Raw genomic sequence first — 25,178 nt, 5'->3', positions numbered from 1 at the left:
CTGGGTACTGGAACAACAATCGCCCCGACGCCAATACTAGTCAATAATGCTAACTCGAATCAGTAAAATGGAGAACTGGGGAATGCCTGTAGGAATGTGTCGCGGTGTGAAGAGGGCCGTCCTCTGTGCCTGTCTGATGGTGGTTGGGTTCATGCCTGGGGGAGCCCTGAGCGCGGAGACGCCCGTGCTCGCGACTCTTCAAAAAACCAATACGCCGATGACGCTGATGGCGGTCCAGTTCAAGGACGCCAAGGCCGGTTGGGCCGTCGGTTCTGGTGGAACGCTCTTCAGCACCGTGGATGGCGGGAAGAAGTGGAAGAAGCAGGCGAGCGGAACCTCGACATTGCTGACCGGCGTCTACTTTATCGATCAAAAAACAGGATGGGTCACCGGGGCGGCCGGCACGCTCAGGCAGTCGCTCAATGGGGGAGAGACCTGGACGGGACATCCGCTTGAAACGCAACAACCGCTCTACGGGATCCACTTTACGTCGGCGGCCGACGGATGGGTGGTCGGCGGGGGCGGGACGATCCTGCATACGGCTGACGGCGGCGCGCATTGGGTCGAGCAGGCGAGCGGGACCAGTGCGGCGTTGTACGCCGTGCAGTTTCTCGATGCTCAACGAGGGACGGCCGTGGGCGCGCTCGGCACCATCTTAGCGACGCGCGACGGCGGGCGTACGTGGGTGCCGCAAGTCTCGCAGGGGGCGGTGACGCTGTTCGATGTGTTCTTTACCGATGACGCGACCGGGTGGGCGGTCGGCAATGCGGGCGCGCTGTTTCAAACGAATGACGGCGGCGTCAAGTGGGTGGATCGCACGCTGCCTTGCGGGAAGACCTGCACCAAGGTGATCGATCTGCTGAAGGTCCGTTTCACCACCGCTCAAGAAGGGTGGATTGTCGGCGAGCGGGGCATGCTGTATCGCACCACGGATGCAGGCTATTCCTGGAGTGACGGCGCTCCGATTGCGCCGGTCTCGTTGTTTGGGTTGACCTTCTCCGATGCGGCCCACGGCTGGGCGAGCGGAGAGAACGGGACGGTCGTGTATCTGCAGGCCGGTAAGTAAGGCCACTCGCCTCTGCTGGTGGCGGGCCTGCGCCGCGCAGAGGCTGCCACTGTGTCGTATTATTCCCGTTGAGATATTGTGACCGTATCGCCGACGCTGAGACGATCGTGCTTGCCGTATCTTCTCTCTGCCGATTCCCCATGCTCGGTCTTGAAACCGGTCTTTACTTTTTAAATCGTATCCGCTAAGTCTGCCCAAGCTGGTTGCAGGATAGTCCTGCAGCCGGAGCCGAAAAGGTTGGCATGACTCCCTCATCGAGCGGACGATCCACCGAGTCCGCATCCTCTCAGTACCCAGGGGCGCGAACGTCAGGCTCGTCCGGTACGCCTTCAGAGAATTCTTTTCAAACGACAGCGCCGTCGGTTTCGCTGCCCAAAGGCGGCGGGGCCATTCGCGGCATCGGCGAAAAATTCGCAGCCAATCCCGTGACGGGCACCGGCTCGATGTCCGTGCCGATTGCGATGAGCCCGGGCCGTTCCGGCTTCGGCCCACAACTGTCATTGTCGTATGACTCCGGCGCCGGCAATACCCCCTTTGGTCTTGGTTGGAATCTTTCGCTTCCCGCCATTACTCGTAAAACCGATAAAGGCGTCCCTCGCTATCACGACGGCGACAAGTCCGATGTCTTCATTCTTTCCGGCGCCGAGGATTTGGTGCCGGTGCTTAACGAGGACGGGAGTCGGTATGAAGACACCACATCGGCGCAGGGATACCGGATCCGCCGCTACCGGCCTCGCATCGAAGGCCTGTTTGCCAGGATTGAGCGTTGGACGAATGCGCAGGGTGTTTCGCACTGGCGCAGTATTTCCAAAGACAACGTCACCACCCTGTATGGCTCCACGGACAAGAGTTGTGTGGCTGACCCGGCCGCGGCTCCGCATATTTTCAGTTGGCTGATTTGCGAAAGCTACGACGATACCGGCAATGCCATCGTCTACGAGTATGCCGGCGAGAACGACGACCATGTCGATCGCGGCCGAGCTAACGAACGCAATCGCGCACGCACGGCCAACCGCTATCTAAAACGGATCAAGTATGGAAATCACGTCTCGCGGTTGGCTCAGCCGGATCTGACTCAGGCCTCGTGGATGTTTGAAGTGGTATTCGACTATGGGGATCACGATCCGGACGTGCCGTTGCCGGATGAACTAGCCGCGCCATGGCCCATTCGCCAGGACCCCTTCTCCACGTATCGAGCCGGTTTTGAAGTGCGGACCTACCGGTTGTGCCGACGCGTCTTGATGTTCCACCATTTCAGCGAGCTCGGCGCGGCGCCATGTTTGGTGCGCTCGACGGATCTTCATCATGCACCGGGCCCGATTGCCTCGCTCCTCACATCCGTCACTCAATCGAGCTATCGGCGCAAGAGCGATGGCACGTATCGCAAGAAATCCCTCCCACCCGTCGAGTTTACCTACAGCGAGGTGGTCATTGGGGACGAGGTCCATGAAGTCGATGCCGCCAGTGTGGAGAATCTTCCTCAAGGGCTGGATCACAGCCGGTACCAATGGGTGGATCTGGATGGGGAAGGGCTTTCAGGTATTTTGACGGAACAGAGCGGCGCCTGGTTCTACAAGCGCAACCAGAGCGCCGTGCCGGTGAAGAATGCGGCGGGCCACGCAACAACCGTGGCCCGCTTTGCTCCGCTGGAGCGCGTGGCCACGATGCCCTCACCGGCCAATCTCAGCGGCGATCAGCAGTTCATGGATTTGGCAGGGAACGGCCGGTTAGATGTCGTCGATTTCGAAGGCCCCGTGCCGGGATTTTTCGCGCGGACTTCGAATGAAGAGTGGGCGCCGCACCGGCCGTTTACGTCTATCCCGAACATCGCGTGGCAGGACCCCAATCTCAAATTGATCGACCTCACCGGCGATGGCCATGCCGATATCCTGATCACCGAAGATCATGCCTTTACCTGGTACCAGTCGATGGCCGAAGCCGGGTTCGCTTCCGCTGAGACGGTGCGCCAGGCGATCGACGAGGAACAGGGGCCAAGACTGGTCTTTGCCGATGGCACCCAATCCATCTACCAGGCCGATATGTCCGGGGATGGGCTCACCGACCTGGTGCGCATCCGCAACGGAGACGTCTGTTACTGGCCCAATCTTGGATACGGTCGGTTCGGCGCGAAGGTCGCGATGGATCGCGCGCCGTGGTTCGATGCGCCAGATCTGTTCGATCAACGCCGCATTCGCCTTGCGGATATCGACGGATCAGGCCTGGTGGATATTCTGTATCTCACCGGCCAGGGAGTGCAGCTCTACTTCAATCAATCCGGCAATGCCTGGAGCGAACGGCGACTCATCACGACATTTCCACGCATCGATAACCTGTCGGCGGTTTCCACCGTCGACTTACTCGGCAACGGCACGGCCTGCCTCGTCTGGTCGTCTCCCTTGCCGGGCGATGCGCGCAGCACGCTCCGCTACATCGACCTTATGGGCGGGTTGAAACCGCATTTGCTTATCAAGACCGTCAATAATCTCGGTGGCGAAACCGACATCGTCTACGCTCCGTCCACCAAATTTTATCTCCAAGATAAACAGGCCGGGAGACCCTGGATCACCAAGCTTCCCTTCCCCGTGCATTGCGTTGAAACGGTCACGGTGCGCGACAAGTGGCGTGGCACCGCGTTCAGCAGCACCTATAGCTACCATCACGGCTACTTCGATGGAATCGAACGCGAGTTTCGTGGATTCGGTCGCGTGGAGCAGGTGGATATCGAGCGCTTCGGAAAATTTGCAGAGGGTAATAGTGCCAGTCCCTATATTACCGACGACCAGACGCTCTATCAGCCGCCCATTAAGACCGTGACGTGGTATCACACCGGCGCCGCCGTCGATCGAGAGCGGATTCTCTCGGCGCTCAAGCACGAGTATGTCGCGATTCCTGGATTCACCGAACATCAGCTTCCGGAGCCGACGCTGACGCCGGCCGATCTCTCTGCCGAGGAGTGGCGCGAAGCCCTCCGCGCCTGCAAGGGGATGGTGCTCCGGCAGGAAGTCTTTGAGCTGGATGTGGACGAGCTCGTCCAAGGTGTCGAGTTGCCCGTGCGCCTCTACACCACCGCCTATCACAACTGCGCGATCACACGTCTGCAACCGCAAGGTATCAACCGCCACGCGGTCTTTCTCGTCACGGAGAGTGAGGCGATCACCTACCACTATGAGCTGGATCTGCGCCAGGCGGCACTGAGTCCCGATCCTCGCATTGCGCATACGCTCAACCTGCGATTCGATGCCTATGGCCGTGCGCAGCAATCCGTCGCCGTGGTCTATCCACGCCTGGTTCCCTTCGGGGATTCCGCCAATCTCCTCACGCAGGACCAGCAAGACCTCATTCGCAGGGTCCAACGCGAGCGGCACATTGCCTATACCGAGACGCACTTTACCGCTGAGTTGCCGGAGGATCTGCACCGCCATCGGTTGCCGGCTCCGTGCGAAGTCCTCACCTATGAATTGACCGGCGCCGATAGCGCGGGTGGATTTTCGCCCAGCGCTGGCCTCTATTTCTCACTCGACGATGTGAGGGCCTTCGCCCTCAGCGACCTTCTGCCTGGGCAGGGGCCGAAACCGGTGGTCTCGCTGGCGTACCATGAGCGACCGACCGATGACCGGGCGCACAAGCGCCTGGTCGAATGGACGCGGACGCTGTATTGGAAAGATGATCTGACCGGCCCAGAACCATTTGGCGCCTATGCCTGGCTCGGCTTGCCGTACGAGACCTACAAACTTGCGCTGACGAGAGCGCTGCTCAACGCCGTGTTCGGCGCAAAACTCACTTCCGATGTCGTCACACGTCTGAATACGCCGACTCTTTCCGGATATGTCTCCGGCACCGCGCTGTCGTCGATGCTCACCGAGCAATGGTGGATGCGCTCTGGTATCGCCGGATTCAAGAGCGACGCGGCGTACCATTTCTATCTTCCTGAGAAGTTTATCGATTCCTTTGGGAACACGACCACGCTGGACTACGACCCGCTGGATTTGTACGTCCGCTCCAGCTCGGATGCATTGGGTAACAGCGTCAGCATTGCCAGATTCGATTACCGTGTGCTTGCGCCAGCCGAAATGATCGATCTCAATGGCAATCGCACGGAAGTCTATTTCGATGTGCTCGGCATGGTGGTGGCGTCGGCGGTAAAGGGCAACGGGGACGGGACGGAAGGCGACGATCTCGCCGGTTTCGATGACGATCTCGCGAACCCGTCGGCCGCCGAGGTGCAAGCGTTTTGCACAGACGGTGCGCTGAATGAGCCGAGGGCGCGGGCCTGGCTCAATCGGGCGACCGCCCGGTTTGTGTATCACTTCGGCGAGAGCCGTGATGCCAATGGGCACGTGACCGGATGGGCGACTAGGCCGGCAGGCGCGTGCGGCATCGTGCGCGAGATACATGCGACTGCACCGGGCGGCGGCAATAGTCCATTGCAAGTCGCTCTCGAATGCTCAGACGGTAGCGGCAATGTCTTGATGAAGAAGGCGCAGGCTGAACCCGCTCCCGGCCAAACCGCTCTGCGTTGGATCATCAACGGACTGACGGTACTCAACAACAAGGGTAAACCAGTCAAGCAATATGAGCCTGCGTTTAGCGATCACTTTGGCTGCGAAATGCCTGGCCCCAATGGTGTCACGCCGATCATGTACTACGATGCCGCCGGGCGTGTGGTGCGCACCGAGATGCCGGACGGTACGTTCAGCCGCGTGGAGTTCTCGCCTTGGCACGTGACGAGCTTCGACGCGAACGACACGGTGTTGGAGAGCCGTTGGTATGGAGATCGCAGTCCGTTTCCGTACGACCAACCGTTGCCGCGCAATCCCATTACCGGGGAATCGACTGCGACGCCCGATCAGCGCGCGGCCTGGCTGGCCGCGCAGCACGCCAACACCCCGTCGCAGGTGCATCTCGACAGTTTGGGGCGTGATGTCATTGCGATTGCCCACAACCGAGCCGGTGGCGTGGACGAGGCGTTTCTTACGTTCACTCGGCTCGATGCCGAGGGCAAGCCGCTGTGGATCCGAGACGCGCGCGGCCATCTGGTGATGCAGTACATCGCGCCGGCCAAGGCGAACAACGATGCAAGCAACGCGCTGCCTGCTGATGCAGTGCCCTGCTACGACATCGCCGGCAATTTGCTGTTTCAGCACAGCATGGATGCAGGCGACCGCTGGCTGTTAATGGACGCCGCCGGCAAACCCATGCTGGCCTGGGATCTGAACGAAACCCCGCATGGCAGCGCAGCGACCAGGGAGAATCGTGTCTATCGTACGGACTACGATTCGCTCCACCGGCCGGTGGCGCAGTGGCTCACGATCAATGCCAGTGCGCCGATCATGATTGAGCGGTATGAATACCAGGACGCGGCGCCGAATGATCTCAATAATCTTAACGGCCAATTGATTCGCCGCTACGATTCCAGCGGCTTGGTTGAAACCGTACGGCGCGATTTCAAGGGCAATGTGCAGGAGACGCGCCGGACATTGGTAAACGATGCGACCGCATCCATCATTGACTGGCAGGGCACTCCGGCCGGCACGCTTGAGCCAGAATCCTATGTGCAGCTTACCGAGCACGATGCTGTGAACCGCATGACGCGGCAGGAGAATTGGCACCGGCTTGGCGGCGCGGGAGCGGTGTACCAGCCTGTCTATAACGAGCGCGGGATTCTGGAAAGTGAAACTCTTGCCCTGCGTGGGGCCACGACGAATGCCATCAAAGCGATTCGTTACAACGTCAAAGGCCAGAAAGAATATCTCGAACTCGGCAACGGCACGCTGACTCAGTACGACTACGATGAGACGACGTTTCGCTTGAAGCAAATTCGAACCACGCGTCCGGCCGATGCGAGCAGCTTTCCGCAACGGCACTCGAATTTGCAGGACGCCGGCATCGTCCAGCAACTGCACTACACCTACGACCCGGTCGGCAACATTACGGAGATCTACGATGAAGCCTATAAGCCGGTCTTCTTTGCCAACGTCATGGTCGAGCCGCGCAGCCGGTACGAATACGACGCCCTATACCGCCTGATTTCTGCCACCGGTCGCGAGAGTGTGGCGAACGCCGATGCCCCCGGCCAGTTCGATCGAGACGATGCTGCAGATTTCCCGGTGCAAGACGGCAATGCTTTGCGCAACTACACCCAGCGCTATCATTACGACAGCGTGAGCAATATCCGACAGATGCGTCATGTCGTGACCGGCGCTATCGGTGGCTGGACGCGCGACTATGCCTATGCGTTCGAGGATGCCAATCAGGCTGTCAGCAATCGCCTGTGGCAGACCTGGACCGGCGGCGACAGAACCCAAGCGGTGACCTATGGCTACGACACCCACGGCAACATGCTGAACGTGGCCAATGTCGCGCTAGGCCAACAGATGCAATGGGATCACCGCGACATGATCGCGCGTCTTGCTCTCGGCGGCGGCGGCACGGCGCATTATCAATATGACAGCGGCAAGCAGCGCAGCCGGAAACGCATCGTGGCGCAAAGCGGCGGCGGCTACTGGGAACGTATCTATCTCGGCGGCTATGAGCGCTATCGCCGCTATAGCGGGAGCGGCACGACGCCGGTCGAGGAGATCGAGTCCCATCACCTCTTTGAAGGCGAGCAGCGAGTGCTGCTGGTGGATGATGTGCGTGCGACTAACAAAACCCATGCTGATGGCCGCAACTATAAAACGGGACCGCTGTACCGTTATCAGTACAGCAATCATCTAGGATCTGCCTGTCTGGAGCTGGATCACGAGGCCGCAATCATTTCCTATGAGGAATATCACCCCTACGGCACGAGCGCCTATCGGGCGATGACACGAGACAGCGAAGCGCCGGCGAAACGGTATCGCTATACGGGGATGGAGAGGGATGAGGAGAGTGGGCTGAGCTATCACACAGCACGATATTACATGCCATGGCTGGGAAGATGGGGAAGCGTCGACCCCATTGGAATTTCTGGAGGTCCGAATGTGTTTCAATTTTGCAGTAGTTCGCCGATCATTCGAGTCGATATATCGGGAACGCAGGATAGACCAAATGAGCATCACACGCTGTGTCTGTCGGCCTGCCATCCTGATCCGACAGAGCAAGACCGCGTGCTGGTCCAAAAAATAGACGCCGAACTACCTAAGCAGCCTGTTAAGACTTCTGAGAATCAGCAAGTGCTTTCCGCAGTCATTGACGATTTTGAGGCCAATGATTTACCTAAGTGGGTTGAGGAGGAACATTCTGAGATAAGAGTTCGATGGGATGACCGGATAGATGATCCTGAACATGTTCGAAGAGTTCAGATGGTTGTCAATATGGTGTTACTGAAAACGGCGTTGAAATTGGGAGATGGCGATCATTCGACTCAAGATATGCTGGAAGTTGCAGGTGATTATATCCAAAGCATGCGACGGCAACAGGTGTCCTATGTCCCAAAGCTTTCGAATGCATCCACGAGCGTGCTGCTTCGTGACGCGCACTACTACCTTTGGGGCAGATCTGGACCCGGCCTATTCGGCGATTGGGGGAGAGAGTCGGTATCCCAAGCTGGACTCGGTATGTTTCAACCGCTGCATCAATGGAAGAAGGAAGGTGAATATCGTGGCGGATGGGATTCTGGCGTGGCAGGGCCATCAAGCTCCAACGGTGGATTTGCATGGTTCCGTTTGGGGATAGCACATGAAGTCTTATTGCGGTCTCGTGAGATCGAGCAGAAGTCTCCTCCACGGCTGCTTCACGCGGTGCCGAAAATGACCCCAGATGAGCGAGAAAAGAATTGGCAGTCAATAAAGACTGCTATGAAAGGGTGGAGCATATTTAGAAAGCCTGATGGTCAATTGAAATAGTGAGAGCTAGGTTGTGCGAGCCATTGAGGCAGTCAAAGTGGCATTGTAATTGAGTGGATATATCTAGGATCTTCTGGCGAAATGACAAGGATAATGTCGAACAAGTCCAAATTGATAACAGAGATTCATAGCTCGTTTCGCTGTCTGGCTCGTCTGTGTGAGCCGATCAACCGCACAACCATGTAAGTCACGGAGACGATAGCAATGGCCAAGTCGCCGAAGCGTTCATCAAAAACCAAAGCTCCCTCAGCTAAGAAGCCGTCTGTGCGCAGCAAGGCCGCCACGAAGAAGCCTGGCAAAAGATCGTCAATTGATACCGTCGAGACGTTTGTCGTCTTGGGGACTGTGACGTATGCGGATGCAAGACCGGCAACCGGTTTGACCGTCATCGCCTACGACAAGGACGAGTCTGGAGAAGACCGGCTCGGCCAGGCGACGACGGACGCGGCGGGCGCCTATACGATTTCCTACAGCGCCGCCTCGTTTCGCCGCAGCCCTAAAGAGCGTGGCGGCGCCGATGTGATCGTGCGTGTCTATAACGATCTGAGCGAGGCGCTGTTTGCCAGTAAGAAAAAGAACAATGCTCCGGCGGCATACCAGCTGAACATCCAAGTGCCTGCTCAGTCCTATACGGTGCGGGGGCTGGTGACAGATGCGAAGGGTAGCCCGCTGCCCAATATGATCGTGCGTGCGTTAGACCGCGATTTGCGATTTCCGCAGTTGCTCGGTACCAGCGAAACCGCTGCGAACGGCGGCTATCGCATCGACTACCGTCCTGATGATTTTCAGCTTGGCGATCTGCCGTCACGCCGGTCTCCTTGGCTCATTGTCGAGGTCTGTGAAACCGCTGAGGGTGATGCGCTGGCTAAGCAGGAAGTTCAGAAGCCAGACCGCGACCAAACTGTCTCGTTCACGCTATCTAATGTAGGGGTCGTATCCGAATGGCAGCGAATCGGCGAGGCCGTTGTGCCGCTCCTCAAAGGACAAGGCGCGCCGCAGCTCAAAACGAGGACTGGCCAGACGCGGGCGGACCTTCCACCCGAGGATATTGCCGCGAGCGATCTCGACTTTCTCGCAATTGAGACAGGATTCGACCGCGCAGCCATTCAGGCATGGGCGGCATCCAGCCGCATGGTGCGGGATGCCGTCTTGCGGCTGACTGACGAGCACGCGGCCCAGCAAGGCATTCTGCGCAAATATGGCTGGCCCTTCTTTTATGGTCTTGTCCGGCAGGGAGGCGCGAGCGAGCTAGACGAGCTGTTGCGTGAGCCTGCACAGAAGATGGCTCAGATGCTGAAGGCCGCAGTGTCTGCTCATCAGATTCCGCCGCTCAATGAAAAGCATGCAGACGGTTGTCTCGATGCACTGGGATTGCTCCAGCGTGTGCAACAGCTTGATCCTGTGCAAAACAGCCACAGTGATTTTGCGAAGGTGCTGGCCAACCTCGCGATCCCTCTGCCAAAAACTGTTGCGTTGGATGCGCTGTCTGTCGTTCAGGAAAAAGGATTGAACGACGTGGATGCACTGCTCGCCCTCGCACAGCGGCATCCGGATGCCGAAGCCCAGATTAAAATGTTTGTGCGCGCGGTGCGGGTGCATCAGCTGACGTCTGGTCACGCAGGACTGTCTCGCGTCTTGAATGCGCGTTTGGAGGGTGCGTCGGACTCGATTGCGCCGCTGGCGAGCGTGCGAGCGGTTGAGTGGATCGGGATGGCGAAAGAGGCGGGCGTTAGCGCAGGGCTGGCGTTGCAGGCGCAGGCGCAGGTGGAATATCAGCATCCGCTGACGGCGCTGGAGTCGAAGGTTCATGCCGGGTTGTTCGATTTGCCGAACCTGCCAGGCAGCGATGTGGCGGCCTTGATCAAAAAGCAGCCCGCGATGGTTGAGAAATTGTTGCTCGGTAAGGCGCCGGTACAGGCTGAGGAATCCGCAACGCATGCGGTGCTGCGAAACACGGGCCGCTTTGTGCGCACCGGGGTCAGCATGGAGCTGGCCGCAGATTGTATGAAGGGCGGCATTGACTCTCCCGGCGCGGCCTTGCGCTATGGGCGTGAGCACTTGCGCAAGCAGTTCCAGAATAGACTGCTCGAAGAAGGGGTGGCTGAGGTGCTCGACGGGTTCTATCGCTATGCCGATGGGCTGGTGCAAGGCGGCAACGGTGCCGCGATTGAGATCGGCATTAATCGACGGCCGCCGGCGCACTACTGGAGCAAGGATTTGGAAGAGTATGGGATTCCGCTCCCGGAACCGGTTCGGGAAAACGCGCCGACGCTGGCTGCACTATTCGGCGATCTGGACGAGTGTGTGTGCCGGCCTTGCGAATCCATGCTCGGGCAACCGGCGTATTTGGTGGATTTGCTCAATCTGTTGGCAAAGTCCACGAGCACAAGCGGCAACGCGTTGGATGTACTCAGGGCTAGGCGTCCCGATATCTTCAACTTGAAACTCAGTTGTGAAAATGCAGAACAGACCATTCAGCATATCGACATCGTGCTGGAGATCTTAGAGAAAGCGGCGGCACTAGAAGCCCCTGCGGGCTCGACGACGGAGAGCATCCAGCTCATTGCCTACCAGAAGCTGCGCCAAGCGATTTATCCCTGGCATCTGCCGTTTGACCGGGGGTACGCAGAGGTCGATGCCTATCTGACCAAGCTTGGCGTATCGCGTGAGAAAGTATTGGCGTTGCAGCGGAACGCGGTGCCGGCGCATCTGGCCTCGGAAGCGCTCCATGCGCCGATAGATCAGACCGGCAATTCGAATGCGAATTCGCAATGGGCATTGCTCACGCAACAACGCGTGGGTGCCAGGCTATGGGCAGCCTATGGATTCACTATAGACAATGACATTGGAATCGTCGATCCCGCTTCAGGAGAGCGGCTGACCAATCAGACGGTAGAAGCTGTGCTGACTCGGGCGTCTTTTTTGATAGACCGTATAGGGCTGTCGTTGGAAGAGCTGGAGCAGGCGCTTCGGACGGAGTTCGTGTCCGGCTATGTCAGCGGCATTGCGTTGAACGGACGCGAGCAATGCAAAACCAGTGCAATGCGCCTGCCGGCTGAAGGCCCTGTGCTGGAAGGTATTCTGGATCGCTTGCATCGCTTTACACGGTTGCGGGCACAACTGCCAGGATGGTCCATCGACACGCTTGGGCGGGCCATCGTTGCGTGCAATGGAGTCGAACGTGAGACCACGACCGATCCGCAGAGAGGTGATCTCCTCGTCGCATTGACGATCGTCAAACGTCTACACGACGACTATGGGCTGTCGCTCGATGCGTTGCTCGAACGGCCGGTGTCAGAAACGTATGTGCGCAAGGCGTTCGGGCTGTCGCTGCTGCAATTCGCTCTTCTGAAAGAACTCACAGGGTATAGGCCGACCGCACAGAACGTTGACTGGCATGCATTGGAACGTGTGTGTCGCGCTGTCAGGTGTCTGCGCGAAATCGGTTTGTCGGTGGAACAGGCAGCGCACGCGCTGCTGACGAGAGAGGAATGGGAAGCTGTGGCCAGAGAGCTGCCGTCCTCGATCAAATCCGATGAAGATATTGAAACCCTGCTCAAGGCCGTCCAGCAACGCCTGCGCGCTGTCGTTGTGGCGAGACCGGACAGTGGGCTAGAAGCCCAGGCTGCTGACGCGTTGCACGAGATCTATGACCGTGCGACGGCCGATGCGGTGCTGAAGAGTATTCGCGAGGCGTCCGGCCCTGCGGGAAAAGCGCCCGAAGCTACGGTCATGGCCGAATTGGTGGCAACCTTGTCCGGCGCCACCGGGCATTCCTTGGGCGCGTGGTTGCCGATCATGACTGCGCAGCAAGCGGAGACCTTGTTCAGCGTTGCGACGGCAAACGCCGATGACCGCTTCACCAGCGTGCTGACGGCGGTCGCATCCAGACGGCGGGAAAGAGCATTACTGGCCGTTCTCGCCGAGCAGTGCGGACTGGCGGAAGCCGAGGTGCTCCCTCTTCTCGGCGCGCGCTTGCTGCTTGACCCCGCACAAGGACAGTCTTCCTATGCGTCGGAGGCGTTTCTCAACGAAAGATTTTGGGCCGATGTGTCATCGGCTCAACCGGGTCCGCCGAGTGCGACCATTGCAGCGATGCCGAGGCTGCATGCATGGATGGATCGCCTGCATCGACTGATCGCTCTCAGCGCCGCAGTCACCGCCGATACCGAGCTAATGCAGATGGCAGAGCTTGTCGTCGTGGGATCGAACGCGGGGATTAATTGGCGCGACCTGCTCGCTTCGACTCCGGCGAATAGCACGGCCTGGCAAAACCCTCAGTGGCAGGCCTGGCTCGATCTGCTGTGGCTGCAACATCCAGATCGGCTCTCGCGGCAGACCCTCGGTGATGTATTACATCGGTTAAGCGCTTCAGGCGCTCAGGTTTCTCGGGATACCGTGCGGCCGCTGACCGCGCGTATGAATATCGCAGAAGAGCTTGTCTTGCCTCTCATGGCGCAGGCCCTTTCATTGCCGCTGGACGCACTTCCCGCACTCGATGAGGTGCGCAATCCGGGAACGTTGCGGCGTATCTTTGAATGGCTGCTGCTCGCGAAACACTTGGGCGCGAAGGCCGAGCAGATGGCACAGCTCACCGATCTTGCCGGCAATACGGCTGCCGCCGGCACGGCGAAAGCGCTGCTTGAAGCGAAGCTGGCGGGCGGCAATGTACAGACGGCATTGCAGGCGATCGGCAACTCGTTGCGCCGGCAGCGGCGCGACGCGCTGGTAGGCTATCTCGTTGCGCACATCGTCGGCCGCAATAATTCGGATCAATGGAGCGATGCGAAGGCGCTGTACGAGCATTTCCTGATCGACCATCAGATGGAGCCGTGCTTTGAGACGACGCGCATCTTGGAAGCCGTCACCGCCGTGCAGTTGTTCGCGCAGCGCATTCTGTTCGGTGTCGAACCTGCGACCACGGCCGAACCGGAACTCAGGCAGCGCTGGACGTGGATGCGCAACTACCGCGTCTGGGAAGCCAATCGCAAAGTCTTTCTGTTTCCGGAAAACTGGCTGTTTCCAGAACTGCGCGACGACACATCGTCGAGCTTCAAGCAACTCGAGTCGGCGCTGGGGCAGGGTGAGCTGACGCAAGACCTGGCCAATCAGGCCTTCGGCAAGTTTCTCGATGACGTGGCGCAGATGGGGCAGATCGAGGTGCTTGGCATGTACGAGGCTATATCGCACGATGATCAGGGCAATATCCTTTTGAATGAGAGGAAATATCCTCTTCGCCGTACGCTCTATGTCGTTGGCAGAACTCTCAATCCGCCTTATGCCTATTTCTGGCGCCAATGCGTTGATTTTGGAGGCCCTGACATGGAGTGGTCGCCATGGCAGCGCATTGAACTTGATATACAGGGTGACCATGTACTGCCATTTCTTTTGGGCGGGCAGCTGTATATCGCCTGGCCGATAATTCGAGCCATAAAAGTCGGTCCAGAAGGAGCTACGAAAGACGGATGGGAGATCAAGCTTGCTTGGTCACGATATGATGGGAAAAACTGGCAAAAATCCAGCGTTTCACGTGACTCGTGGACTGGTCACGCTGCGGCTTTCTCGGATGAACGAAGGGGATTTGCGTTTCGTAGTGAGACGGCTTTTGATGGCCGTAAGGTAGCCATACTTGTGTACGCACTGACCAACGATATTGATACGAGTACAGAAATCGGAGCGCCATCGGTTGAAGACCCGACTCGTTCCCAATGGGATCGGCGCGTAACGTATCCAGGCGAAGCTCAAAATCCTGATACAGCGTTTGCGTTTCTTGATGTTCTTATTCGGAACAATCACTCCGCACTTCCAGAAATAATCAAGAAACAATTGGAGATCTATGCGACTTGGAGAGAAAACTCAAAGGCTCCTATTCCGCCATGGCAGGGGGTCCTGCTAGCGCTTATGGAGCGAGGGTCTGATTCAAACGATAGGGTGATTTTGTTTTCGAATCCTCAAGTGGCAGAATGGCGGTATGAACATGCTCCCCTTCCAAATGCGGATACTCGACCAGTAGATCAAGCCTACATTAACGAGTCTACCGTTCGTTTTATCTGGGCTTACTGGAGCGACGCGCAAAGAACCTTGCCGCATTCTCCTACCTCAAATTATGCAGGTTTCAATGCCTTTTACAATGGACTTCAACAGGTAAGCTCACGTCGGACTGTCATTTGTAAAGCATGGATTAAACTCAAAGCTCCCGATGGCACGAACCCGATCGCGTTTATCTCGCTGACCGGTGGCGCTCATGAGGGTGTGTATACGTGCAGAATTGGGACGGAGACGATCCCTTTCAATCCAGGTGTGTCCTATCCTCTGGATTGGAAACTGGGAGGTCAGCCTGAAGTGAACTGTACCCTTAGCCTCAGGCTAAGAGGTAGCTCTGGCAGCACAACGATATTGAATGCTCCACCAGGGGCTATCTATAAGCTAGGCTCTATTAGCGAAGGATATGAAGCGACACAAACCGTGCATTTTGTGATCGATGGAACGATGCACAACGCAATCGATATCGGCTTTGATCTTGATGCCTTTAAAACACTTAGGATGGTAAGCCAATTCTTTCTTACTCGTGACGATATGGTCTCCTCCCAGTCACCGCCATGGACACCACAAGTCCCGATAGATAATCCGGTGGATGTTTCGCGCCCTTGGATGAATGGATTCAGGGAAATATCAACAAGAGACAATGCACATCCAAATAGTCCTCTGCAAATCGCCAACTATTCAAGAACTGCATCTCCTATTTTCAAAACGACGGGAGCGTCTCAGTTTTGGGTGGTCGGTGCAGCCAGTTGGCAGAGGCGCACACCTTCTATCCCGGTAACCTGGCATTATTCTGAAAGTGGTTGTGGCGGCTATGTTGATCTTGCCTATCGGCTTCGTCAAACCGATGGCGGCTTTCTGGTCTATCCTGATTCCTACCCGGAGGCGACGAGTCGCCGTGTGGATTGGTCTGAGAGTCGGACCTTACCTGCTGCTCAAAATCAGCGGAGCGACTTCGGGGCAAACAATCTGCCGGTGCCAGAAATGGGCAACTCTATAAGTTGGACCGATATAACGAATGGTGTCTATACCTTCGACCACCGGCTGCCCTATGCCTGCTACAACTGGGAAGTGTTCTTTCATGCCCCTCTGCTCATTGCCGATCAATTATCGAAGCAACATAAGTTTGAAGATGCGGAGCGCTGGTTGCGCTTCGTGTTCGACCCCACCAGCAGTGATACGGGCACTGATGCCAAGCGGTTCTTGAAGTTTCGCGTCTTCAAAGAGCTGGATTTGAATCAACAGGTCGTCGACGATTTGACCGCCTTGGCACAAGTGGCAGGTGGTTATGCAAGCGATGCCGACGTCGGTGCTGTGCATCAGTTGATCGACCGCTGGCGCGATGCGCCGTTCCGCCCCTTCCTGATCGCGCGGCGGCGGCACATCGCGTTCTTGTGGCGGACGTTGTTCGCCTATTTGGATAATCTGATCGCCTGGGCGGATAGTCTCTATCGGCGCGATACTCGTGAGTCGATCAACGAGGCGACCATGTTGTATGTGTTGGCCGAAAGAATCCTTGGCCGCCGTCCGCAACTGCACCAGGGGCCATCGAATCGCCCGGCGCATACCTACGATGAGAAAGTTTCCGGCTGGGATGAATTTGCCAATTTCTGGATCGACGCCGGCGCGCAAGGACGCCGCAATCTCACAACCGCGTGGCGGGTAAAAGATACGATCAACCAGCCGAGTCCTGACGGGATGCTGTATTTTTGCATGCCGTTCAATGACAAGATTGTGTCGTATTGGAATATCGTCGATGCCCGGCTCAGCAATATACGCACCTGCCGCAATATCGAGGGGATCCAGCGCAAATTGCCGTTGATGGATGCGCCGATCGATCCGGAGCTGCTGGTTCGCGCCACTGCGGCGGGGCTGGACTTGGGCGACGTGATCGCGGGGCTCTATGCGCCGCCGCCTCATTACCGTTACGGCATCCTGTCCGCCCGCGCGGCGGAGCTCGCGAACGAGTGTAAGTCATTGGGTGCGGCGATGTTGTCGGCTATCGAAAAACGCGATGCGGAATATTTGGCTCAGTTGCGTTCTTCCAATGAAATCAATTTGCTGAAGCTGGTGAGCGATGTGCGTACGCTGCAAATTACCGAGGCAGAGCGTAATCTCGAGGCCTTGCGCGCGAGCAGAACATCTCTCGAATCACGGTACAACCAGTATCAGCGATTGCTCGGCAAGAAAGACGTCACGCTGCCAAAAGAACAGGAAAGTACAGGGGAAGAGTCGATGCTGGGTACCGTTGACTCGGCATTGGCAAGTAATAAGTCGAGCCTGGGACTGCTCAAAGAGGAGGACGAACAGTACGTTGGCTTCATCGAAGCCAGCGGTTGGTCGACGGCTGCTGGAGTTGCTAAAACCGCCAGCGGCATTGCCCATATGGCTGCCGCCCCGGCATTCGCCACACTCTTTAGTGAGGGCGGCGCGAAAGTCGCCACTGCGGTGGCGCATGGATTAGCGGCTGCCGGTGAAGCCTTCTCGACGGTGTCGCAAGCGTGGCACAATCATGCTGAGCAGCAGGGGATGCTGGCTGGGCATATCCGCCGCCGCGACGAGTGGGCTTTCCAGAGCAATCAAACGCTCAAGGAGATGCAGCAGATCGACAAGCAGATTCTTGCCAGCCAGATCCGCATCGATATGACTCAAAAGGAACTGTCTAATCATGTCGAGCAGATTGAGCAGGCCAAGGCTGTCGATGAGGTGATGCGCAGTAAGTTCTCGAACGTTCAACTCTATGAGTGGATGAAGACGGAGCTGTCGCGGTTATACTTCAACACGTACCGCATGGCGCTTGAGATGGCCCGGAAAGCCGAGCGCGCAGCTTCTCGTGAGTTGGGCGTCAAGCCGTTGAATATTGTGCGCAACGACTATTGGGATTCTCTGCGCGGCGGGTTGCTGGCCGGCGAGCGTCTGCATCAGGATCTCAAGCGGCTGGAAATCGCCTATCTTGACCAGAACCGCCGCGAATATGAATTGACCAGACATATTTCATTGCGCCGGCTCGATCCGCAGGCGCTGGCGAATCTGCGGATTCGCGATGGCGAGGGCCGGTGCAGTTGCGAATTCGATATTCCCGAATGGTTGTTCGATCTCGATACGCCAGGCCAGTATCTGCGCCGCATCAAGTCGGTCAGCCTCAGCATTCCCAGCGTTACCGGTCCGTATACGAGTGTCAGTTGCAAGCTCACCTTGCTGAAGAGCAGGGTGCGGCATGAGCGTAGTCTCAAGGAGAGCACAGGGTATCTTCGCCTCGATGCCGCCGACGATGACCGGTTTACCGACTATTATGGTGCGTCGGAAGCCATCGTGACGAGCACCGGAGTCGGCGACAGCGGCCTGTTCGAGACCCAATTGCGCGACGAGCGGTTTCTCCCGTTCGAAGGCAACGGCGTCATCAGCACGTGGCGAGTGGAGTTGCCGGGGAAATATCCGCAGTTCGACTATGCCACGATCTCGGATGTCGTGCTGAGCATTCGCTATACCGCGCGCGATGGAGGCGATGATCTGCGAAGCGCCGCCACAGCGGCAATTGACTCACAGCTGGTATTGCCCTCTACAGCGGGCCTCACTTCATTGCGGTTCCCGGTGGCGCTTAGTTGCCGCTCTGATTTTCCCACAGAATGGGCGCGTGCCGGTACAGCTTCGGATCTTACGATTCCATTCACACGCACGCTATTGCCGTATTGGATGGAGGCGGCAGGGCTGGTGGTGCGCGAAGTCCGCATCGTTGATGTGACGAAGGCTACGCGAAGTCCACTCGATTTCAAATTGGTGTGGCCGCCGCCAACTGGCGTGGGGGATCCTGCTGCATGGCCGGCGGATGCCCTTAACGGAGATGGTGTGGGGGAGGGGAATCTCGGCCGGATCATCGGCAGTATCGATAAGATTATCCTGCTCGATGTTGGTGTGAAGGCAACTCCCGCTCCATCGCCCCCGTAAAATGGCTGGGAGAGGTCAGCGAACGCTAGCCGAGTGCGCCTGCACGGCTTTGCAGAATCCCCGCGGTGACAATGGCTGCGGTCTCGGCGCGCAAAATGTGCGGGCCGAGGGTGATCCGCGCGCAGCCGGCTTGTTCGGCTTGCGCCACTTCTTCTGTCGCCCATCCTCCTTCAGGTCCGATGAGCATCATGACCGATTCGTTGCTGTTTTCCGGAAGGCGGATGCTGTGTAAGCTCTGTCCATCCCGCCGTTCGGTCAGGATGAGTGAGAGTGCCGGTGCAGGGAGGTTGCTCAGACATGCAGCTAGCGTCTGAGGTTGGGCGATGATCGGCATGTGCCACTGTTCCGATTGCTGGGCTGCTTCCAGTGCAATGCGTTGCCAGCGGGCGAGCTGCGCGTCGAGACGCTCCGGCCTGAGCTGCACGATGGTGTGCCGGCTCTGGAGGGGAATGATTTCGCTCACGCCCAGCTCCGTGGCTTTCTGAATCACCCAATCCATCTTTTCCCCTTTGAGCAATGCTTGGGCAAGGCGCAGGCGGGGAGCGGTGCGTACCGGTTCCTGGCTGGTGCTGAGAATGCGCCCGGTCAGCTCCTGTTTGGTGACGCGCGTGAGTTCCATCAGGTAGCGGGTGCCCTGTCCGTCGCAGACCCAGATCTGTTCGCCGAGTTCCAGCCGAAGGCTGTCGCGCAGATGCGTCTGGAGCGCCGGAGGCACGGTAATAGAGGGAGAGGTAATGGCGTCGGGAGGCAGAAAAAACACAGGCATGAAGGACTCAGTCGGTCGAACGAACCGTGTGCGTCGGCGCTATTCGAAGAAGGTCTTCATCTTATCGAAGAAGCCGTCGCCGTCGGCTTCCATGACCATGCCGCCCTCTTTGGCAAACTCGGTCAGCAGTTCTTTCTGTCGAGCCGTGAGCTTCGTGGGGATTTGGACTTTGATCGCGTAGAGCTGGTCCCCGGTTTGTCCACCCTTGAGGCTGGGGACTCCGAGTCCCTTCAGACGCATCACTTTGTCGTATTGCGTGCCGGCGGGAATCTTGATGATGGTATTGCCCTTCAGTGTCGGGACTTCGATCTTGCCGCCGAGCGTGGCCGTGATGAAGTTGATCGGCACATCACAGAGAATGTCGACGCCTTTGCGCTGGAAGACCGGATGGGGTTTGACGGTGACGGCGACATAGAGATCCCCGGGAGGACCATTGTTCGCGCCGTGCTCGCCCTCATTGGTCAGGCGTAAACGCATGCCGGTTTCAATGCCGGCGGGAATGTGAACGGCGATTGTGCGCTCGCGATAGACCCGCTGGCGGCCTTGGCAGGTGCCGCAGGGCTCCGTGATAATTTGTCCGGCTCCTTCGCACTGGCCGCAGGGGCGGCTGACGCTGAAGAATCCCTGCTGGAATCTGAGCTGGCCGGCCCCTTTGCAGCTGGGGCAGGTCTTGATCGAGGCCGCCGACTTCGCGCCGGTTCCTTTGCAATCGCCGCAGGTTTCCCAGCGAGGAATCTTGAGCTTGGCTTCTTTGCCGTAGACGGCTTCTTCGAAGCTGAGTTCGAGGTTGTATTGCAGGTCGTTCCCGCGTTCGGGGCGACCGCCGCCGCGCTGCCCGCCGAAAAAATCCTCGAAAATATCGTTGAAGACGTCGCCAAATCCGCCGCCGGCGTTGAATCCGTCGAAGCCTTGTCCTTGCTGCGCGCCGGCATGTCCGAACATGTCGTAGCGTTTGCGTCGTTCCTGATCGCTCAGCGTTTCATAGGCTTCGTTGATTTCTTTAAATTTGGCTTCGGCGTCCTTCTTCTGGCTGTCGCCGGGGTGCAAGTCGGGGTGGTGCTGGCGGGCCATCTTGCGATAGGCCTTCTTCAGCTCTTCGTCGGAAGAGGTTTTCTCAACGCCAAGAATGTCGTAATAATCTCGTTTTGACACAGGAGCCATCATCAGGTGAACAGCAGAGAAAGACCGAGTTCCCTCTTACAAGGAAACTCGGTCACTTCTGAGGTTATTGTAAACTACTTCTTCTCTTTGTCTACTTCTTCGAATTCTGCATCCACGACTTTTTCATCGGTCTTGGTTTCGGCCGAGGCCGATGCGTCCGCGCCCGATCCCGGTGCGGCGGTCGCTGCAGCTTTCTTGTACATCTCTTCCGCCAGCTTGTGCGACGCGGTCATGAGCGTCTGGGTGGCTGATTCGATGGCGTCCGGTTCGGTCCCTTCGAGCGCCGTCTTCAACGCGGCCACCGCATCCTGGATCTTGGTCTTTTCTTCCGCATCGACCTTGTCGCCGTACTCCGTCAGATTCTTTTCGGTCTGATAGATCAGGTTATCGGCCTGGTTCTTGGCTTCAGCCAGCTTGCGCCGCTTCTTGTCGTCTTCGGTATGCGAGGCCGCATCCTTAACGAGTTTTTCGACTTCTTCCTTGCTGAGACCGCTGGACGCGGTGATCTTGATCGACTGCTCTTTCTGCGTCGCCAGATCCTTCGCCGACACGTGGACGATGCCGTTGGCATCGATGTCGAAGGTCACTTCGACCTGCGGCATCCCGCGAGGAGCCGAAGGAATTCCGACGAGGTCGAACTGGCCGAGCAGTTTATTGTCGTTCGCCATTTCCCGTTCGCCTTGGAAGACACGAATGGTGACGGCGGTCTGGTTATCGGCCGCGGTCGAGAAGACCTGGCTTTTCTTCGTCGGGACGGTGGTGTTGCGCTCGATGAGCTTCGTAAACACGCCGCCCAGGGTTTCAATACCCAGGGAGAGTGGGGTGACGTCGAGCAACAGCACATCCTTCACTTCACCTTTGAGCACGCCGCCCTGCACGCCGGCTCCGATGGCGACGACTTCATCCGGGTTCACGCCGCGATGGGGTTCTTTTCCGAAGAACTCCTTCACGACTTGAATGACTTTCGGCATACGGGTCATGCCGCCGACCAGCACGACTTCCTGGATATCCTTGGCGGAGACCCCGGCATCGGCCAATGCCTTGCGGCAGGGTTCGATGGTGCGCTGGATCAGGTCATCGACCAGTTGCTCCAGTTTTGCCCGGGTCAACTTGATGACCATGTGCTTGGGACCGCTGGCATCGGCCGTGATGAACGGCAGATTGATTTCCGTCTCCGGTGAAGACGACAGCTCGATCTTGGCGCGCTCGGCGGCTTCTTTCAGCCGCTGCAAGGCCATCCGGTCCTTCTTGAGGTCGATGCCCTGGTCTTTCTTGAATTCGTCGACGAGCCAATCCATGACGCGCTGGTCGAAGTCGTCGCCGCCGAGATAGGTATCGCCGTTGGTGGACTTTACTTCGAACACGCCTTCGCCGATTTCGAGGACGGAGACGTCGAAGGTTCCGCCGCCGAGATCGTAGACCACGATCCGCTCGTCTTTCTTTTTGTCGAGGCCGTAGGCCAGTGAGGCCGCCGTCGGTTCATTGATGATACGCAGCACGTTCAGTCCGGCGATCTGGCCGGCATCTTTCGTTGCCTGGCGCTGGCTATCGTCGAAATAGGCCGGGACGGTGACGACCGCTTCCGTGACCTTTTCTCCAAGATAGTCTTCCGCCGTCTGCCGCATCTTCTGCAGAATCATGGCGGAGACTTCCGGCGGGCTGTAGGATTTGCCGCGGATGATGACATGCGCATCGCCGTTATCGGCTTCCACGACTTTGTAGGGGAGCCGCTTCATGGCTTCCTGCACTTCACGGCTCTTGAACTTGCGGCCCATGAGGCGCTTGACGGAGAAAATCGTATTTTCCGGGTTGGTGATGGCCTGACGCTTGGCGATCTGTCCGACCAGCCGCTCGCCCTTCTCGGTGATGCCGACGATAGACGGGGTGGTACGGGCGCCTTCCGCGTTGGCGATGACGACGGGGTCGCCGCCGCTCATAATCGCGACGCATGAGTTGGTGGTACCGAGGTCGATGCCGATGACTTTACCCATGAGTGAACTCCTTCCGATATCAGCGACTAAAAATAACCGATGTCTTAGTTTATTTCCGAAGACTTGCCACCGGCTTGCGCCGGACCTGAGGACACACTGACCATCGCGGCGCGGAGGATCCGGTCGTGCAGGCGATAGCCTTTTTGAAACTCGTCGAGGACATGATCGCTGGGCACTTGATCCGATGGCACCTGAGAGACGGCCTGATGGGCTCCAGGATCAAACGGCTTGCCCACGCTCTCCACGGCCTGCACGCCGAATTTTCCAAGGGCGCCGGTCAATTGTTTCAAGGTCAGGTCCACACCCTGGACCAATGCCGCACTGCTACCCTTGTCGTGCGCCGCCTTAATGGCTCGTTCCATGTTATCGACGACGGGGAGGAGCTCCCGCAACAGCTGTTCGTTTCCGAACTTGATCTGCTCACGCTGATCCCGCTGGGCCAGGCGTTTATAGTTTTCGAATTCTGCCGCCAGCCGCAGGTACTTCTCGTTGAGGGCTTTGCACTCGTCTTCCTTGGCGGCAAGGACGGCCTGCATCCCTCCATCGAGGCTTGGGTCAGTGACGTTCCCGTCATCTAAGTTGTCAATTGTATTGGCGTTGTCTTGATCGTTGCTCATTATGTTTCCTCTACAGTGGTGCAGATATCCATAAGGAAGTGGAAGTCAACAGGGGAGGAAAGAAATTTCTGAGAATAATGATGGGGATAACGGAAACGCTAGGTCCAGGTAGCCGATGAGGTCCCGCGAGCGCGCCGGTAGAGAAGTTCCAACCCATCAAGGGTTAGTAACGGCTCGATGCGTTTAATGGAGGTCGTTTCGGGGGCAATGACCGAAGCCAGGCCTCCCGTCGCGATGACCAGGCAGGTGCGTCCGAGTTCCTGCTCCATGCGCCGGACGAGCGCATCGACGAGACCGGCATAGCCGAACAACAGGCCGGCCTGAATGCTGCTCGCGGTATCGGTGCCGATGACGGTTTTCGGCCGGGCGAGTTCAACTTTGCTGAGCTTGGCGGCACGAGCGAAGAGCGCTTCGGCCGAAATGCCGATTCCCGGCGCAATCACCCCGCCAAGATAGTCTCCGGTTGCCGTGACAGCGCAGAAGGTCGTCGCCGTGCCGAAATCCACGATGATGAGATCGGTCTTGTACTTATGATAGGCCGCGGCGGCATTCACGATCCGGTCGCTGCCGATTTCCTTGGGGTTGGCATATTTGAGCATGAGGCCGACATCCATATCCGATGACACGACTAAGGGAGTGCGGTGAAAGTAGGTTTCGACCATGGTGTCGAAGGTACCAGTGAGAGCCGGCACGACGCTGGAGATGATGGCGTCCGTGACCTGCTGCGGCGTGCGGCCGCTTCTGGCCAGGAGGTTCAAGCAGAGTACGCCGTATTCATCAGCCGTCGTCTTGGGATCCGTCGCCAAACGCCAATGCGCAATCAGTGTGGATCCTTCGAAGATCCCCCACACGACGTTGGTATTGCCGATATCGATGACCAGTAGCATAGGTCCTATTTTACTTCGTGCACGGGGGATTTCGCTAGTTCCTGACATGAATCACGTCGCCTGCCCGAATGTCGATAAGCGGAGCCTTGCCTGTGCCGGAATTCTCTGTGGAAGGCCTGACTTGAAGGGTGCCGTCGGCGGTAATGGCGACGGCGGTTCCGAGGAGTTCTTCATTGGTGCCAAGTACGACGCGAACTTGGCGGCCGAGGGTCGTGCAGCGGCGCTGATAGGCCTGCAGCAGCCTGGATGATCCATGGTCGCGCAACTCATCGAGGCTCTGTTCCAATTCCAGGAGGAGCCGGGCAAGGAGCCGGTTACGATCAACCAGCCGGTGTGAGGACTCAAAGAGCGAGGTGGCGATCGGCCGCAATTCGTCGGGGAACGATTCCCGGGGGACATTCACGTTCAGACCGATTCCGATGACGACGATCGGGCTATCCGGGATCGCGAGTGAGCTTTCACAGAGAATGCCGCCGGCTTTTCGTTCATCCAGCAAGAGATCATTCGGCCATTTCAGCGCGAGCGATGTCGCGGCCGTTTCTTGGACGGCTTCTGCCACTGCCAGCGCTGTCGTCAAAGGAACCCATGAGAGCCAGTCAGCCAGGGAGAGACCTCGCCCAAGGCCGCGGACGATGATCGAGCAATAGAGATTTAAGCCGGGCGGTGAGAACCATGTTCGTGCATGACGGCCTCGTCCGGCTGATTGGCTTTCTGCGACGACAACGGTCCCGTCCTCCGCGCCATTCTGGGCCAGCATCATCGCTTCTGAATTGGTCGAGGCGAGGCTGTGGTGGAGGTGCAGGTGCCGCCCTAAGCGTTTCGACGCAAGCGTACTGCGAATGTCGTCGAGAGTAAGAGGTGAAGAGGATGACACGGC

Annotated in this window: 9 protein-coding genes; 3 read left to right on the top strand and 6 right to left on the bottom strand. The window is 58.0% G+C overall.

Annotated elements, in window-relative coordinates:
* The first annotated feature begins 82 nt into the window (after positions 1 to 82).
* The 3 genes from NITLEN_RS11705 (at position 83) to NITLEN_RS11695 (ending at position 18,879) form a co-directional block, all read left to right on the top strand.
* The gene (locus NITLEN_RS11705; RefSeq protein WP_181416822.1) at positions 83 to 1,066 is read left to right on the top strand and encodes a YCF48-related protein; all 984 of its coding nucleotides are present in this window, start codon (positions 83 to 85) and stop codon (positions 1,064 to 1,066) included.
* A 242-nt stretch (positions 1,067 to 1,308) separates the two neighbouring features.
* Positions 1,309 to 8,892: a SpvB/TcaC N-terminal domain-containing protein gene (locus NITLEN_RS11700; protein ID WP_121989786.1), complete on the top strand. Its 7,584-nt coding sequence runs from the start codon at positions 1,309 to 1,311 to the stop codon at positions 8,890 to 8,892.
* 204 nt (positions 8,893 to 9,096) lie between these two features.
* The gene (locus NITLEN_RS11695) at positions 9,097 to 18,879 is read left to right on the top strand and encodes a Tc toxin subunit A-related protein (protein WP_121989785.1); all 9,783 of its coding nucleotides are present in this window, start codon (positions 9,097 to 9,099) and stop codon (positions 18,877 to 18,879) included.
* A gap of 25 nt (positions 18,880 to 18,904) precedes the next feature.
* On the opposite strand, the gene NITLEN_RS11690 is transcribed toward NITLEN_RS11695, so the two are convergent.
* From NITLEN_RS11690 to NITLEN_RS11665, 6 genes are all read right to left on the bottom strand, one after another.
* Positions 18,905 to 19,645 carry a 16S rRNA (uracil(1498)-N(3))-methyltransferase gene (locus tag NITLEN_RS11690; protein ID WP_121989784.1) on the bottom strand — a complete coding sequence of 247 codons (741 nt, stop codon included), beginning with the start codon at positions 19,643 to 19,645 and terminating at the stop codon, positions 18,905 to 18,907.
* Between the two features lie 39 nt (positions 19,646 to 19,684).
* Positions 19,685 to 20,806: a molecular chaperone DnaJ gene (dnaJ, locus tag NITLEN_RS11685; protein WP_245924446.1), complete on the bottom strand. Its 1,122-nt coding sequence runs from the start codon at positions 20,804 to 20,806 to the stop codon at positions 19,685 to 19,687.
* 74 nt (positions 20,807 to 20,880) lie between these two features.
* Entirely contained in the window at positions 20,881 to 22,797 is a 1,917-nt protein-coding gene (dnaK, locus tag NITLEN_RS11680; RefSeq protein WP_121989783.1) for a molecular chaperone DnaK, read from the bottom strand.
* Positions 22,798 to 22,841: 44 nt separating this feature from the next.
* On the bottom strand, positions 22,842 to 23,414 hold the full coding sequence (grpE, locus tag NITLEN_RS11675; protein ID WP_121989782.1) for a nucleotide exchange factor GrpE: 573 nt from the start codon (positions 23,412 to 23,414) through the stop codon (positions 22,842 to 22,844).
* A gap of 98 nt (positions 23,415 to 23,512) precedes the next feature.
* A complete protein-coding gene (locus NITLEN_RS11670) occupies positions 23,513 to 24,301 on the bottom strand; it encodes a type III pantothenate kinase (protein WP_121989781.1) in 789 nt (262 codons plus the stop codon).
* A 34-nt stretch (positions 24,302 to 24,335) separates the two neighbouring features.
* Positions 24,336 to 25,175 (bottom strand): biotin--[acetyl-CoA-carboxylase] ligase, encoded by an 840-nt coding sequence (locus NITLEN_RS11665; RefSeq protein ID WP_181416821.1) that lies wholly within the window; start codon positions 25,173 to 25,175, stop codon positions 24,336 to 24,338.
* Positions 25,176 to 25,178: the final 3 nt, after the last annotated feature.

It is taken from the genome of Nitrospira lenta, from assembly GCF_900403705.1.
Taxonomy (GTDB): Bacteria; Nitrospirota; Nitrospiria; order Nitrospirales; family Nitrospiraceae; genus Nitrospira_D; species Nitrospira_D lenta.
Note: the sequence above shows the minus strand (reverse complement) of the source record. Positions and strands in the feature narration are given on the sequence as shown.

Coding starts and splice junctions, on each gene's coding strand:
- dnaK (WP_121989783.1), bottom strand. CDS start 22,797: ATGGGTAAAGTCATCGGCATCGACCTCGGTACCACCAACTCATGCGTC.
- NITLEN_RS11690 (WP_121989784.1), bottom strand. CDS start 19,645: ATGCCTGTGTTTTTTCTGCCTCCCGACGCCATTACCTCTCCCTCTATT.
- NITLEN_RS11670 (WP_121989781.1), bottom strand. CDS start 24,301: ATGCTACTGGTCATCGATATCGGCAATACCAACGTCGTGTGGGGGATC.
- NITLEN_RS11705 (WP_181416822.1), top strand. CDS start 83: ATGCCTGTAGGAATGTGTCGCGGTGTGAAGAGGGCCGTCCTCTGTGCC.
- grpE (WP_121989782.1), bottom strand. CDS start 23,414: ATGAGCAACGATCAAGACAACGCCAATACAATTGACAACTTAGATGAC.
- NITLEN_RS11700 (WP_121989786.1), top strand. CDS start 1,309: ATGACTCCCTCATCGAGCGGACGATCCACCGAGTCCGCATCCTCTCAG.
- NITLEN_RS11695 (WP_121989785.1), top strand. CDS start 9,097: ATGGCCAAGTCGCCGAAGCGTTCATCAAAAACCAAAGCTCCCTCAGCT.
- dnaJ (WP_245924446.1), bottom strand. CDS start 20,806: ATGGCTCCTGTGTCAAAACGAGATTATTACGACATTCTTGGCGTTGAG.